Consider the following 13,347-nt stretch of genomic DNA (forward strand, 5'->3'; position numbering starts at 1 on the left):
GCCGTCCACGCCGGTCCGCTGCACTGCGACAGAAAATTCGTGTGCCGGCGCCAATCGTCGCAAAACTGCGTTGACAGCGACCCGGCCTCCCTCTAATGCTCCGCGCCGTGCCCAGGTGGCGGAATTGGTAGACGCGCACGGTTCAGGTCCGTGTGCCGCGAGGCGTGGAGGTTCGAGTCCTCTCCTGGGCACCAATTGACTGTTCGAGATGATCCGCAGCGATCCGGACAGTAGCCACACCCCCCCGAACACTTCGCGATATGATGGCTCCGGCATCGGCCGGGCATGGCGTGCGCACCATTTTGCTTCGGCGCGCGGATGCCGGGTGGTGCCTGCGCGCTGCCGTCACGGCTGGACAAAGTGCTGGTCTGCGATCCGGGCGCAATCGCCTGATGTTCCTCACGATATCCGGACCTGCTTGCAGCCTGCCGAAAGACTGACGTTAATCCTGCGCGTGCCGCAGGGCCTGTCGTCATGCTGCTTTTCCGGACGCCGGGGAGCGTGCCACGGAATCGGGGAAAAAGCGTGGCGAATCTCGAGTGTATTGTCTGCGGAGAGTTCCAGGCGAGGAACGCGAAAGCCGTCGGGATGTGTGGTTTGGGATGGATGACGACGGCAATTGATCGTCGCCTGCGCGGCGCGAGCGTCGAGGTCTCGATGAGCGACACTGCTGCCAACGGCGCGCCGCGCTTCAGGATCGGCGAAGATATCGTCACCGAGACCGTCTGTGCCTCGGTCGACCATCGGCCGGACGCCCATGTGGAAACGTTGATCCTGACCGCCGACGACGACTCCTGGGCTTAGCGCGTCCAGCCTGTCTTCCGCTGGGGAAGAAACGCGGGTAGTTTTGATGCACGTCAAGTCGGAGCGCGCGAATGGCCGTCACGCTCGGGCATCGACAACCCGGCGGGAGGCGCCCAACATGAAGATGCAGACAACTGGAACCCTGCGAGGCACGCTGATCGTCGCTGCGCTCGTCTCGTTTGCCGGCGCATCGCAGGCGGTGGCCCAGAGCTACCGGAGCATGAGCTGCGACGAGCTCTGGTATGCCCGCAACGCCATCTATGCCGACAATGGCTATTGCTTCGAAACCCGCCGGGCGCGCCGCGCCTTCGGCCGCAGCTGCTTTCCGCCCTATGGCGAGCTGTCGGGCCCCGACAGGCGGGAGGTCGCCGCGATCCAGCGATGGGAGCGCCGCAAGGGCTGTCGCTAGGCGGCGAACGCCACCGCTGATCCGTCGCCGGCCCACTCCTGGGTCGGCTCGCGTCGCAGCCTGTTTCCGCGTTCCGGGAAATTCCTCATGTTGCGTCTTCGGGGCATCCGGGCTGCGCTGTGCCTGACGGTCTTGCTCTGCGGCTGTGCCGCGTCTTTGCCGGGCAGACCGCCGCGCACCGACGCGGCACCGGTTGTGCTCGCGCCGCAGCCGCTGCGCGGTGTCGGCCTCGCCATCCATCATGTCTCGATGGCTTCCGGCGTCTATGCGCTCGCCGAACGCCTGCGGGGACCGGGCGAGCCCCCCGGACCGGAGGAGGCGCGCGAAGCACCGACATCCGCCAGGCCGACGCAACGGGGCGGGATGACGGTGGCCTGGTACGGTCATTCGACCGTTCTCCTGCAGATGGGGAAGACCGTGATCCTGACCGATCCGGTGCTGGCGGGTGCCGTCTCGCTCGCAAGCCCGCTGCCGGTTCGCTATGGCTGGCCGCAATTGCACCTCGACCAGCTTCGAGGAATCGATGCGGTGGTGCTCTCCCATGGCGACTTCGACCATCTCCACGCCCCCTCCCTGCGGATGCTCGCCGGACGGTTTCCGGAGGCGGCCGTCGTCGTGCCGGACGGTCTCGCACATCTGGCGGCCGATGCCGGATTCCGGCGCATCCATGCGCTCCCGCTGAACGGATCCGCCAGGATCGGCGCGGTCACGATCACCGGCCTGCCGGCGATCCACGCCACCCGGCGCAACCTTCTCGGCATCCCGGACGGGACGGCGTTCTCCTGGAAGCTCAGGGACCCGTCCCACCGCGTCCTGTTCATCGGCGACAGCGGCTACGCGCCGGTGTTTGCAGAGATCGGTCGCCGGCGCGGGCCCTATGACCTCGTGCTGGTGCCGATCGGCGCTTCCGAGCCCCGGCACCTGGTCGGCGACATGCACATGACCCCGGAAGAGGCGGTCCGGCTGGCGGGCGATGTAGGGGCGAAGGCGGCGATCGGCATTCACTGGGGCACCTTCGCCCAGTCGCCGGAGCCCCGCGCCGAACCATCGCGGCGGTTTCTGCGGGCCGGCGCCACGAGGAATGCCCGCACCCTGTCGATCGGCGAAACGGCGCGCTTTCCATGACAGGCCCCAGGCACCTGACGGCGCGTTGGCCGATACGCCTGCTGCTCCTGCCCTGCGCCCTGATGCTATCGGCGCTCGCCGGCTGCGTCACCGGTTCGGCAGGCGGCGATCTCGGCCCGGAGCCACCGCCGCCGGCGATCCGCAAATGCTGCGCGAATGTCGAACGCTATCCCGACTGGCTGGTGGCGGTGCTCGACCCGGTCGCGCCGGTGATCGGCCGCGTCGTGGCGGCGGTCGAATGGCGCAATGGCCATCTGTATGGCCGGGACGGGGCCGTCCGGCTCCTGCGGCGACATCTGCGGCCGCTCGACATCGTTCTCGTAACCTCGGGCGGGCGGCTGACCAACGCCACCCTGCCGGGCCTGTTCAAGCATGTGGCGATCCATCTGGGGTCGGACGCCGACATGCGCCGGCTGGGCATCTGGAGCGATGCGGTCGCGCAGGGGCAGGCACCGGACATCCTCGCGGGCCGGACCTTCATCGAAGCGGATCAGGACGGGGTGCATCTGAGTTCGGCCGAGACCGTCCTCAACGCGGATTATCTGGTCGTGCTGCGCCCGACGCTCGCCGCGCGCGCCGAACGCCGCCGGGCGATGCGGTTCCTGCTCGGCGCCATCGGCCAGCCCTTCGATTTCCGCTTCGACGCGGATACGGCGGATTGCTTCTTCTGCAGCGAACTCGTGCGCCGGGCCCTTCCGAGCCTGCCGGTGGAGGCCCGCCACATCTACGGCCGGCACGTCTTCGTACCCGACCAGTTTGCCGATCTCGCGGCCGCCCGTCCGTCGCGGCTGCGGCCGGTCCTCTATCTGGTGGGCCATCGCGACGAATGGGGAACGCGATCGCCGGCCCGGCTGCGCAGCGATCTTGCGCGCTACTGGGCGGCACAGCCCTGACGCCGACCTGTCGGCGCGGAAAGGCCCGAGCCCGCCGCGCCGCTTGATGCGGATCAAGGGGCTTGCCGCCGTCTTCGGCAGGATGGGCGCGGCACCTGCCCACGACGGGCGCTTCGAAAGGACGATCGGATGACGCGACTGACATCTGGGATCGCAGCGGCGGTTCTCGTCGCTGCGGGGCTTGGCACCGCGCCCCAGGCGCTCGCCGGCGACTGCACCGGACGGGTGAGCGGCGTGCGCCCGATCTCCTCCTACGACCACCGGACCGGCGCGGGATTTCTGGCGGTGCGGCGCGGGCCGTCCTCCAGTACGCGGCAGATCGGCGAGGTCTATGCCGGCGATCTCCTGTCGGTCTACGACCGGCGCGGCAACTGGTACCACGTGACCTGCATGGAAGGGGACTGCGAGGACCCGTTGTGGGGCCCGGCCTCTCCGTCCGGCTGGGTCTCCGCCCGCTATGTCCGCGCCCGGGGCGTCTGCCCCTGAGGCATCGCTGGATGCCGGTCCTGGCGACGGTCGCCAAAGGCCGGCCTGTCAGGAGCCGGCGTCGATCGTCTCGTGCCGCACGCAGTGCCGGCGCACGGCGCCCTCGTCGACCGTGACACCGAGGCCGGGGCCGGTGGGGATCGCCAGGCACTCGTCCTCGAGCACGAATGCCTCCGTCAGGATGTCGTCGCGCAGCGGATTGTAGGTGCGGTCGAACTCGATCATCGTCTCGTTCTGCAGCGGCACCGGACGCGCCGTGTAGGGCGCATGGGGCACGATCGCCAGCGCCTGCAGGGCCGCGGCGACGGCCACGCCCGATCCCCAGACATGCGGCACCACCATGATGTTATGGCTCGTCGCCAGCGCCAGGATGTTCTTCCATTCGGTGAAGCCGCCGGCCGCGCAGATGTCCGGCTGGGCGATGTCGATGCAGCCGCCGCCGATGAGGTCGCGGAAGCCGAAGCGGGTGAATTCGGCCTCGCCGCCGGCGATCGGCACGTCCAGCGTCTCGCGCAGGCGGCGATAGCCCTCGCGGTCCTCCGGCACCACCGGCTCCTCGAACCAGCGGAAATCCAGCTCTTCCATGACCCGGCCGATCCGCACGGCGGAGGCGTAGTTATAGGCGTGGTTGGCATCGGCCATGATCTCGACGTCGTCGCCGAGGGTCTCGCGCACGAGGCGCATGCGCTCGATGTCGTCGCGGATCGGCAGGAGGCCGATCTTCATCTTGACCGCGGCGACGCCGGTGGCGCGGATGCGCAGCACCTCTTCGCGCAATTTGTCCAGCATCACCGGGCGGTCGGCATAGTCCGGCGGATAGTAGCAGCCGGTCCCGTAGGCCCGCACGCGCTGGCGGATCGCGCCGCCGAGAAGCGCGTGGACAGGCTGGCCGACCATCGTGCCGAAGATGTCCCACAGGGCGATGTCGATGGCGCTGAGCGCCTCGACATAGGCGCCCTTCTGGCCGAAATCCCGCGTGCGGGCGTAGAACTCCTCGAAGATCGCCGTCGGTGCGGCCGGATAGCGTCCGATCAGCCGCGGGCCGATGACGTCCCGGATGCAGCTGGCCGGCGGCTCGGGCGGGCCGTACTGGCCGCCTTCGCCCCAGCCGGTCGTCCCGTCGTCGCAGGTGATCCGGACCAGAAGGCTGGTGCGTTCGGCGAAATAATCCTGCGACGAATAGAACGCGTTCTCCCGGCTGGAGACCTTGAGAACATAGGTGTCGATGCGCTCGATCTTCATCGGCGTCCCCTCCCTTGCAACCGGTGCGGCCGCGAAACGGCCGCTGGAGCCCGCGCGGGTGCGGACCGATGGCGCTCACGCGAAACCGGCCTGCCCGCGTCTCCCTCTCCCCTCGTCAGGCTGACGCATCGTTCCGTAAGCTACAAGTACGAAAATCGCCGGTTCGGGGCGCCGTTGCGGTCGCCATGTCGGGATATTTTTTGGTACGGTCTTTTGCCTCAAGGCGTTATGCGGCATTGAGGTTCATGGTGGGCACCGTGAAGGAGGAAGAATGGCGGTGCGGGAGCTTCGGCCACGGGATCGTGGGCCCAAGGGACGGGAACTCGACGAGACGGCGTGGTCGGACATACGGGAGCTCCTCGGCGAAGGGGAGCGGCGACGGGACCTACTCATTGAATATCTGCATCTGATCCAGGATCGCTTCGGCTGCCTGAGCGCGGCCCATCTGCGCGCCCTGGCCGAGGAGATGCGGCTGTCCCAGGCGGAAGTCTACGAGGTGGCGTCCTTCTACGACCATTTCGACGTGGTGCGCGAAGGCGAGGAGAAGCCGGCGCCGCTGACCATCCGGATCTGCGATTCGATCAGCTGTGCGCTGGCCGGCGCCGAAGCGCTGATCGGTGAAGTGTCGGCAGGCGTCGATCCGGCCGCCATCCGCGTCGTGCGCGCACCCTGCATGGGCCGCTGCGCCACCGCGCCGGCCGCCCGCATCGGCGACCGCGAGGTCGACAACGCCAGCGCCGAGGGGTTGGCTGCCCTGGCCGCTGCCGGCGAGACCACCGTCCGCGTGCCCGACTACACCAATCTGGCCGATTATCTCGCCGCCGGCGGCTACAAGCTGCTCGCGAAGATCCGCGACGGGTCGCTCGCCGTCGACACGCTGATCGAGACCATGCAGTCCGCCGGCCTGCGCGGGCTCGGCGGTGCCGGCTTCCCGGCCGGCAAGAAATGGGGCTTCGTGCGCTCCTATCCGGGGCCGCGCCTGATGACCATCAATGGCGACGAGGGCGAGCCCGGCACCTTCAAGGACCGCTACCACCTGGAGCGCGACCCGCACCGCACACTGGAAGGCGCGCTCGTCGCCGCCCATGCGGTCGAGGCCGAGCGCATCTACTTCTACATGCGTGACGAATACCCGGCCGTGCTGCACATCCTGCGCACCGAGATCGCCGCGCTGGAAGCCGGCGGCCTGATCACGCCGGGCTTCATCGAGCTGCGCCGCGGCGCCGGCGCCTATATCTGCGGCGAGGAAAGCGCGATGCTGGAGAGCATCGAGGGCAAGCGCGGCCTGCCGCGGCACCGGCCGCCCTACATCGCCGAAGTCGGCCTGTTCGGGCGTCCGACGCTGAACCACAATGTCGAGACCCTGTGGTGGATCCGCGACATCGTCGACAACGGGCCCGAATGGTTCACCGGCCTCGGCAAGCCGGGCTTTCCGGGACTGCGCTCCTGGTCGGTCTCGGGCCGCGTGCGCGAGCCGGGCGTCAAGCTCGCCCCGGCCGGCATCACCGTGCGCGAACTGATCGAGGAGCATTGCGGCGGCATGGCCGAGGGCCATGCGTTCAAGGCCTATCTGCCCGGCGGCGCCTCGGGCGGCGTCCTGCCCGCCTCCCTCGGCGACATTCCGCTGGATTTCGGCGGCGAGCTCGCCCGCCACGGCGCCTTCGTCGGCTCCCATGCCGTCGTGGTGTTCTCCGACCAGGACGATATCAGGGAGGCCACGCTCAACCTTCTGCGCTTCTTCGAGCATGAGAGCTGCGGCCAGTGCACGCCCTGCCGCGAGGGCACCGGCAAGCTGGTGTCGCTGCTGGAGTCCCGGGGGCCGATCGACGAAACGGCGATCCGCGATCTGGAGACCGTCCTGCGCGACGCCTCGATCTGCGGTCTCGGCCAGGCGGCGCCCAATCCCGTGAATCATCTTCTGACGCATTTCCGCGAGGAGCTGTCGCGATGACGAGCAAGATCACCTTCGAACTCGACGGCAAGTCCGTCGCCGCGGATGCCGGCGAGACCATCTGGGAAGTGGCCAAGCGCGAGGGCACGCGCATCCCGCATCTGTGCCATGTCGACATGCCGGGCTACCGGCCGGACGGCAATTGCCGCGCCTGCATGGTGGAGATCGACGGCGAACGGGTGCTGGCCGCCTCCTGCATCCGCAAGCCCGCCGAGGGCATGGTGGTGCGCACCGCCACCGAGCGCGCGGTGAAGTCGCGCCAGATGGTGGTTGAGCTTCTGGCCAGCAACATGCGGCCGCCCGAGGAAAGCCCGGACAACCAGTCGATGTTCTGGGACTGGGCGTCCTCCATGGGGGTGGCCGGCAGCGACCGCTATCCGTCGAAATTCGCCGACGGGCACGCCACGGCCGAGTTCGACGTGACCAATCCGGCCATCGCGGTCAACATGGACGCCTGCATCACCTGCGGCGCCTGCGTGCGCGCCTGCCGCGAGGTGCAGGTCAACGACGTCATCGGCATGGCCGAGCGCGGCAACCGCTCCGTGCCGGTCTTCGACATCCACGACCCGATGGGCCTGTCGACCTGCGTGACCTGCGGCGAATGCGTCCAGGCCTGCCCGACCGGTGCATTGTACGAGAAGTCGCTGATGGACGAGACACGCACCGTCCGCGCGATCCAGGACTTCGACAAGGTCGTCGACAGCGTCTGCCCGTTCTGCGGCGTCGGCTGCCAGACCAAGGTCGCGGTCAAGGACAACCGCATCGTCCAGGTCGACGGCCGCGACGGCTATGCCAACGAGAACCGGCTGTGCGTGAAGGGCCGCTTCGGCTTCGACTACGCCATGTCGCCGGAGCGCCTGACCAAGCCGCTGATCCGCCGCGACGATGCGCCGAAGGCCGGCGACATCGACATGCGCAACGTCGATCCGCTGACCGTTTTTCGCGAGGCGACCTGGGAAGAGGCGATGGAGCGCGCCGCCGGCGGGCTGACATCGATCATGGCGGCCCATGGCGGCCAGGCGCTGGCCGGCTTCGGCTCGGCCAAGGGATCGAACGAGGAGGCCTATCTCTTCCAGAAGCTGATCCGGCAGGGTTTCGGCACCAACAATATCGACCATTGCACGCGGCTCTGCCACGCCTCCTCGGTGGCCGCGCTGATGGAGGGCGTCGGCTCCGGCGCGGTCTCGGCGCCGTTCAACGACGCCATGAAGGCCGAGTGCATCATCGTCATCGGCGCTCGCCCGACGACCAACCACCCAGTCGCCGCGACCTATTTCAAGCAGGCCGCCAAGCTGGGCAAGCAGCTCATCGTCATGGACCCGCGCGGCCAGGACCTGATGCGTCACGCGACCCACTCGCTGAAGTTCAAGCCCGGCACCGACGTCGCCATGCTGAACGCGCTGATCCACGTGATCATCGAGGAACAGCTTTATGACGAGCAGTATATCCAGGCCAATGTCGCCGGCTTCGAGGCGCTGAAGGAGAAGGTCAAGGACTTCTCGCCCGAGGCCATGGCCAACATCTGCCGGGTGCCGGCCGAGACGCTGCGGGACGTCGCCCGCACCTATGCCAAGGCCGAACGCTCGATCATCTTCTGGGGCATGGGCATCTCCCAGCACACCCACGGCACGGACAATTCCCGCTGCCTGATCGCGCTGGCGCTGATCACCGGCCAGATCGGCCGCCCGGGCACCGGTCTGCATCCGCTGCGCGGCCAGAACAACGTCCAGGGCGCGTCGGATGCCGGGCTGATCCCGATGTATTATCCCGACTACAAATCCGTCGAGAATCCCGATATTCGCGGGACCTACGAGAATTTCTGGGGCCAGACGCTCGACCCCAAGACCGGGCTGACCGTCGTCGAGATCATCGACGCGATCCATGACGACGTCATCAAGGGCATGTATGTGATGGGCGAGAATCCGGCCATGTCGGATCCCGACCAGGCCCATGCCCGTGGTGCGCTGGCCAAGCTCGAGCATCTGGTGGTGCAGGACATCTTCCTCACCGAGACCGCCTGGCACGCCGACGTCGTCCTGCCGGCCTCGGTCCATGCCGAAAAGCTCGGCACCTTCACCAACACCAACCGGCAGGTGCAGATCGGCCGGCCGGCGCTCGACCTGCCCGGCGAGGCCCGGCAGGACCTCGACATCATCATCGACCTTGCCCGCCGCATCGGCCTCGACTGGAATTACGGCCATGTCTCGGAGGTCTATACGGAGATGGCGGCGGTGATGCCGTCGCTGAAGCATATCTCCTGGGAGCGCGTGGAACGGGAGGAATCGGTGATCTACCCGGCCGACGGCCCCGACCAGCCGGGCAACGAGATCATCTTCTCGACCAGCTTCCCGACCGCCGACGGCCGTGGCCGCATCGTGCCGGCCGATCTGCTGCCGCCGGACGAGGTGCCCGACGCGGACTATCCGCTCGTGCTGACCACGGGGCGGCTGCTCGAACACTGGCACACCGGCGCCATGACCCGAAGGGCCGGCGTGCTGGACGCCATCGAGCCCCAGGGCATCGCCTCGATGAACCCGCGCGAGATCGGTCGCAGGGGCCTGCAACAGGGCGAGATGATCGCGATCGAGACCCGGCGCGGCACGGTCGAGGCGATCCTGCGGGCCGACCGGGAGGTCGCCGACGGCATGGTCTTCATGCCGTTCTGCTTCAACGAGAGCCCGGCCAACATGTTGACCAACCCGATGCTCGATCCTTTCGGCAAGATCCCGGAGTTCAAATACTGCGCCGCCCGCATCGTCGCGCCCGCGACGACCCGAGAAGCCGCGGAGTAGCCCGATCACGGACCGTCGGCGCTCCTCGTAGCGCCGGCGGTCCACCCGGGCAGCCCCCGTGCGGCACGCCCTCGGCAGCTGCCTTCCTTCACTTGCGACCCGCCTCGTGGGCGCTCAAGCGCTGCCGTGGAGTGACCCTGGCGGCTTGCCGTTCACGTGCCACCCCACCCATTGCCCGCAGGCATGCGTTCAGAGGCGACAGCTCCGGGAGCGCGGCTGAATCCGGCTAACCAAACGCAATCAGGCGCGATCGACAGGCGCGCCAAGCTCGAGATTCGCGACCGCTGCAACAATGCATGCATTGACGCATTCATTGAATGGGGCTAGGCCTGATCGCGAGGATTGAGTGGCGACAGGAGTGTCCGAATGAGTGATCTGGAGATCGTGGTCCTTCCCGGTGACGGGATCGGAGTCGAGGTGATGGACAGCGGTCTGGCGGTTCTGGACGCTCTGGAGGCGCGTTGCGGCTTCCGTCTCGTGCGCCACCAGCATCCAGGCGGTGCGGCCTATTACAAGGAAACCGGCATCGCCCTGACCGACGAGGCCGCCGACGCGACGAGGTCCTGCGACGCGATCCTTTTTGGCGCCATGGGCCTTCCCGACATCCGCTATCCGGACGGCACCGAGATTGCCCCGCATCTGGAGATGCGCCGGGAATTCGGCCTCTATGCCGGCGTCCGCCCGGTCCGCCATCTGCCCAATACGCCGAGCCCGCTGGCCGATCCGCGCGCCAAGGACATAGACCTCGTCATCATTCGCGAATCCACCGAGGGGCTGTTCTATTCCCGCGGCAAGGGCACGATTGAGGACGACAAGGTCGCGCGCGAGACCATGGTCATCACGCGCTCGACCTCCGAGAAGCTGTTCGATTTCTCCTTCCGCCTCGCCGAGCGGCGCCAGCGGCTGCGCGGCAAGACCGGCCGCGTCACCTGCGTCGACAAGTCGAACGTCTTCGTGGCCATGGCCTTCTTCCGCAAGATCTTCAACGAGCGGGCCAAGAACTTCCCCGGCGTGGACGCCGATTCCGCCTATGTCGACGCGACGGCGCTGGATCTGATCCGCAAGCCGTGGGACTTCGACGTCATGGTCATGGAGAACATGTTCGGCGACATCATCTCCGACCTCGGCGGTGGTCTCGTCGGCGGCATGGGGCTGGCACCCTGCGCCGAGATCGGCGACGAGCATGCGCTGTTCCAGCCGAGCCATGGCAGCGCGCCGGACATCGTGGGCACCGGCAAGGCCAATCCGACCGCTATGCTCCTGTCGACCGCGATGATGCTGGACTGGCTGGGCGCCCGTCACAAGCTGGACGCGCTGACCGATGCCTCGCTGATCCTGGAAGCTGCGATCGACAAGGCCTATGCCGAGCGCATCCGGCCCTTCGAGTTCGGCGGCAGCAACGGCACCGCCGACATCACTCGCGCCGTCATCGCGGAAATCGAGGCTGCCAAATGAGCGAAGCCAAAGCGGTCGCCGCCGCACCCTACGTCATTCTCGTCGAATTCGCGGTCGCCGAGGGCTCCGGCCCGGCCTTCGAGAAGCTGATCGTCGAGAACGCCCGCCGGTCTTTGGCGGACGAGCCCGGCTGCCGCGTCTTCGACGTGTGCGCCCGGCCCGGCGACGCCTACGGGATCATCCTCTACGAAGTCTATGACGACCGCGCGGCGTTCGAGGCCCATCTGGCCTCGCCGCATTTCCAGACCTTCGACGCGGCGTCGCGGGACATGGTGACGGGCAAGCGCGTGACCGAGCTCACGCTTCTGGCTGGCGCGTCGGGCTGATCGCCCGGCTGCGACGGGGCGTGGCGGGCGAGGGGGCAAGCCACGCCCATTCTTCTGAGACGGGCGACCGCGGGTCCGTGCGCCGTCCGCCGGCGGCTAAAGCTGGGTCAGGCCGTAATCGCGCAGCAGGCCGACCAGCATGCGGCCATTGCGGAAGCGATGTTCGCGGTGGATCTGCCGGGCGGCATCGGCGTCCCGGCGCTCGATCGCATCGAGCAGCGCTTCGTGGTCCTCGTTCGACCCCACCGGCTTGGGGCGCAGGCGCAAGGTGAGCATGCGGACCCGGTGCGACTGGGCAAGGAACTGCGAGACCAGCGCGCGCAGACGCCGGTTCGGACAGTTCTCCATCAGCAGGCGATGGAAATGATCGTCGGACTGCGCCCAGGCCAGGAGGTCGTCGCTCTTGAGCGCGGCGTCCATGTCGTCCACCGCCTGGCGCATGGCCTTCATCGCTTCGTCGGCGACGCCCTCGCGGGCGATCTCCTCGGCCGCCTCCGATTCCAGCGCCGTCAGGATCTGGTAGATTTCCTGCATGTCGTCGGCCGAGACCGGCAGGACGCGCATGCCGTGCCGCGGCTTGATCTCGACCATGCCTTCCTCGGCGAGGCGGATCATGGCTTCGTGGATCGGCGTGCGGCTCATCTCCAGAAGAACCGACAGTTCCTTTTCCAGGACATGCGTGCCGGCAGGCATCTCGTTGTTCAGGATCAGCCTGCGGATCTCACGATACGCACGCTCGGCATAGGAGATCCGCTCCTCCGCGACGGAAGCGGGCGTTCCAGTCTCTGTCGCCACTGTCACAAGGCACCTTCCGCATGAGAATCATCTTGGACCGTCTTTAGCATTCCGTCGCGGGCGGAGGCATAGATGGCCGCCTCGATCCGCAGATTGGCCAGATAGTCCGCCGCCGCGTTGACGACAGGTATCTGGCGCAGGAGATGGTCCACCACATGGCGTTGCAGGGCGAGGACGCTGTCCCCGCCGAACCCCTCCATGTTGCGCTCATAGGCGATCTCGCTCTCGTCATTGCTGCCGAAGGCGCGGAAGAACAGCCGTCCGTAGCCGTCGAGCCGGATCGTGCCGTCCGAGCCCTCGACCAGCATCTCGCCCATGGTCAGGCGCCGGTCGTCGGCCTGATGGTCGCCCAGCCGGTTGCCGTCCAGCATGGCCCGCGCGCCGTTCGCGAACTCGAACAGGATGATGCCGGCATCCTCGCCGACGATCGCCGGATTGAGCCGCACCAGCCGGGCCATCACCGCCTCGACAGGGCCGAAGAGGTAGCGGAACGTGTCGATGAAATGGATCGCCGTCTCGTGGACGAGGAAGCGCTCCATCTTCTGGAAATAGGGCTGGCGATCGAGATAGGCCCGCGGGCCCTGCCCGTCGCCGGGCCGCAGGCGGAAGCTGGCCTGGTAGACGCTGCCGATCCGTCCGGCCTCGATCTGGCGGCGGATCTCACGGTGCCAGGGCTGGAAGCGGAAATTCTCGTGCACCACCAGCATGGTGTCCGCCTCGGCTGCGATCCGCGTCGCCTCTTCGGCTTCCGCGACGCTGGTGCAGAAGGCCTTCTGGCAGATCGTCGGAATGCGCCGCGCCGTGGTCTTGCGGATCAGGTCCAGATGGGTGTGCGGCGGGGTGATGATGTCGACGAGATCGGGGCGCTCGGCCTCGAGCATGGCGTCGACATCGGTATAGACCGCGGGCACGGCGAAGCGCTCGGCATAGTCCTGCGCCTTTGCCGCATCCTGGTCGCAGACCGCGACCAGCGAAGCGTCCTCGATGCGCGACCAGGCATCATGGTGGAAGCGGCTGAAATAGCCGGCGCCGATGGTCGCAACGCGCAGTGTGCTCATGGGTCTCGGGC

General features: G+C 67.7%; 12 protein-coding genes and 1 tRNA gene. 10 read left to right on the forward strand and 3 right to left on the reverse strand.

Features of this window, described 5'->3' with window-relative positions; translation table 11 throughout:
* Window positions 1–109 precede the first annotated feature (109 nt).
* From J3367_RS06515 to J3367_RS06540, 6 genes are all read left to right on the forward strand, one after another.
* A tRNA-Leu gene (locus tag J3367_RS06515) sits at window positions 110–194 on the forward strand.
* Window positions 195–525: 331 nt separating this feature from the next.
* Window positions 526–804: a hypothetical protein gene (locus tag J3367_RS06520; protein WP_155898472.1), complete on the forward strand. Its 279-nt coding sequence runs from the start codon at window positions 526–528 to the stop codon at window positions 802–804.
* 118 nt (window positions 805–922) lie between these two features.
* A complete protein-coding gene (locus tag J3367_RS06525; RefSeq protein WP_050767741.1) occupies window positions 923–1,213 on the forward strand; it encodes a YARHG domain-containing protein in 291 nt (96 codons plus the stop codon).
* 87 nt (window positions 1,214–1,300) lie between these two features.
* Entirely contained in the window at window positions 1,301–2,338 is a 1,038-nt protein-coding gene (locus J3367_RS06530) for an MBL fold metallo-hydrolase (protein ID WP_024350739.1), read from the forward strand.
* The gene (locus tag J3367_RS06535) at window positions 2,335–3,231 is read left to right on the forward strand and encodes a YiiX/YebB-like N1pC/P60 family cysteine hydrolase (protein WP_081651910.1); all 897 of its coding nucleotides are present in this window, start codon (window positions 2,335–2,337) and stop codon (window positions 3,229–3,231) included. Before J3367_RS06530 ends, J3367_RS06535 begins: the two co-directional genes overlap by 4 nt.
* A gap of 129 nt (window positions 3,232–3,360) precedes the next feature.
* Complete coding sequence (locus J3367_RS06540) at window positions 3,361–3,717, forward strand: SH3 domain-containing protein (RefSeq protein ID WP_024350737.1); 357 nt, start codon at window positions 3,361–3,363, stop codon at window positions 3,715–3,717.
* Between the two features lie 48 nt (window positions 3,718–3,765).
* On the opposite strand, the gene J3367_RS06545 is transcribed toward J3367_RS06540, so the two are convergent.
* Window positions 3,766–4,959 (reverse strand): mandelate racemase/muconate lactonizing enzyme family protein, encoded by a 1,194-nt coding sequence (locus J3367_RS06545; protein ID WP_024350736.1) that lies wholly within the window; start codon window positions 4,957–4,959, stop codon window positions 3,766–3,768.
* 271 nt (window positions 4,960–5,230) lie between these two features.
* Here J3367_RS06545 and J3367_RS06550 point away from each other — a divergent pair, with 271 nt between their 5' ends.
* The 4 genes from J3367_RS06550 (at window position 5,231) to J3367_RS06565 (ending at window position 11,483) form a co-directional block, all read left to right on the forward strand.
* Window positions 5,231–6,910, forward strand: coding sequence for an NADH-ubiquinone oxidoreductase-F iron-sulfur binding region domain-containing protein (locus tag J3367_RS06550; protein ID WP_024350735.1), 1,680 nt, complete (start codon window positions 5,231–5,233; stop codon window positions 6,908–6,910).
* The gene (fdhF, locus tag J3367_RS06555; RefSeq protein ID WP_024350734.1) at window positions 6,907–9,702 is read left to right on the forward strand and encodes a formate dehydrogenase subunit alpha; all 2,796 of its coding nucleotides are present in this window, start codon (window positions 6,907–6,909) and stop codon (window positions 9,700–9,702) included. Before J3367_RS06550 ends, fdhF begins: the two co-directional genes overlap by 4 nt.
* Window positions 9,703–10,068: 366 nt before the next feature.
* The gene (locus J3367_RS06560; protein ID WP_024350733.1) at window positions 10,069–11,157 is read left to right on the forward strand and encodes an isocitrate/isopropylmalate dehydrogenase family protein; all 1,089 of its coding nucleotides are present in this window, start codon (window positions 10,069–10,071) and stop codon (window positions 11,155–11,157) included.
* Window positions 11,154–11,483: a putative quinol monooxygenase gene (locus J3367_RS06565; protein WP_024350732.1), complete on the forward strand. Its 330-nt coding sequence runs from the start codon at window positions 11,154–11,156 to the stop codon at window positions 11,481–11,483. The genes J3367_RS06560 and J3367_RS06565 overlap by 4 nt, the downstream gene beginning before the upstream one ends.
* 96 nt (window positions 11,484–11,579) lie before the next feature.
* On the opposite strand, the gene J3367_RS06570 is transcribed toward J3367_RS06565, so the two are convergent.
* Both J3367_RS06570 and J3367_RS06575 read right to left on the reverse strand, forming a co-directional pair.
* Complete coding sequence (locus J3367_RS06570) at window positions 11,580–12,278, reverse strand: GntR family transcriptional regulator (RefSeq protein WP_029703173.1); 699 nt, start codon at window positions 12,276–12,278, stop codon at window positions 11,580–11,582.
* Window positions 12,279–12,280: 2 nt separating this feature from the next.
* Window positions 12,281–13,336 carry a Gfo/Idh/MocA family protein gene (locus J3367_RS06575; protein WP_024350730.1) on the reverse strand — a complete coding sequence of 352 codons (1,056 nt, stop codon included), beginning with the start codon at window positions 13,334–13,336 and terminating at the stop codon, window positions 12,281–12,283.
* Window positions 13,337–13,347 lie beyond the last annotated feature (11 nt).

It is taken from the genome of Aurantimonas sp. NFXS3 (genome assembly GCF_049132005.1).
GTDB lineage: Bacteria > Pseudomonadota > Alphaproteobacteria > Rhizobiales > Rhizobiaceae > Aurantimonas > Aurantimonas coralicida.

Coding starts and splice junctions, on each gene's coding strand:
- J3367_RS06550 (WP_024350735.1), top strand. CDS start 5,231: ATGGCGGTGCGGGAGCTTCGGCCACGGGATCGTGGGCCCAAGGGACGG.
- J3367_RS06540 (WP_024350737.1), top strand. CDS start 3,361: ATGACGCGACTGACATCTGGGATCGCAGCGGCGGTTCTCGTCGCTGCG.
- J3367_RS06565 (WP_024350732.1), top strand. CDS start 11,154: ATGAGCGAAGCCAAAGCGGTCGCCGCCGCACCCTACGTCATTCTCGTC.
- J3367_RS06530 (WP_024350739.1), top strand. CDS start 1,301: ATGTTGCGTCTTCGGGGCATCCGGGCTGCGCTGTGCCTGACGGTCTTG.
- J3367_RS06535 (WP_081651910.1), top strand. CDS start 2,335: ATGACAGGCCCCAGGCACCTGACGGCGCGTTGGCCGATACGCCTGCTG.
- J3367_RS06560 (WP_024350733.1), top strand. CDS start 10,069: ATGAGTGATCTGGAGATCGTGGTCCTTCCCGGTGACGGGATCGGAGTC.
- fdhF (WP_024350734.1), top strand. CDS start 6,907: ATGACGAGCAAGATCACCTTCGAACTCGACGGCAAGTCCGTCGCCGCG.
- J3367_RS06575 (WP_024350730.1), bottom strand. CDS start 13,336: ATGAGCACACTGCGCGTTGCGACCATCGGCGCCGGCTATTTCAGCCGC.
- J3367_RS06525 (WP_050767741.1), top strand. CDS start 923: ATGAAGATGCAGACAACTGGAACCCTGCGAGGCACGCTGATCGTCGCT.
- J3367_RS06545 (WP_024350736.1), bottom strand. CDS start 4,959: ATGAAGATCGAGCGCATCGACACCTATGTTCTCAAGGTCTCCAGCCGG.